General features: G+C 53.3%; 1 protein-coding gene. It reads right to left on the bottom strand.

Going from position 1 to position 456, the window contains the following annotated elements; all coding sequences use genetic code 11:
* Nucleotides 1-379, bottom strand: a 379-nt coding sequence (locus D4A39_RS19180) for a hypothetical protein (protein WP_199699496.1), incomplete at its 3' end; no start/stop codon positions are given.
* Nucleotides 380-456: the final 77 nt, after the last annotated feature.

Raw genomic sequence — 456 nt, forward strand, 5'->3', positions numbered from 1 at the left:
GCACGCCGTTGCTGGTGGAAAGCTGCACACGGTACGGAATGGTCAGACGGTACTGCATCGGTTTAAGAGTGTAGGCCTTGTCGAGCGATGCCGTACTCTGGTAGAACTGGGCACCCAGCGTGGATACATAGCCGTACTCCACCTGCTTCAGGTCATACCGGCGTTGGATGAAGTAGTTCCGGTGTGCTTTCAACGAACCCTTCAGACCGTAGATTTGCGGATAGGTCTGTTTGGCTCCGTCCGCACCCACCGGCATTTCGTTCAGGAACGGACAGATGTATTTGAAGATGCCGGACTTGTTATAGAGGCGCGAGCACCACTTCTTCATCTGTTCGGTATCGAAATGGTCAATGGCTTTCTGGATACTGAAAGCACTCATGAAGCTTGCGCCCCCGTTCCATCCGCTCACCATAATCTCCACAATCATGTCCCAGCAATTGGCCACGATGAGGTTCC

This window comes from Alcanivorax profundi (assembly GCF_003597125.1).
In the GTDB taxonomy this organism is placed as follows: domain Bacteria; phylum Pseudomonadota; class Gammaproteobacteria; order Pseudomonadales; family Alcanivoracaceae; genus Alcanivorax; species Alcanivorax profundi.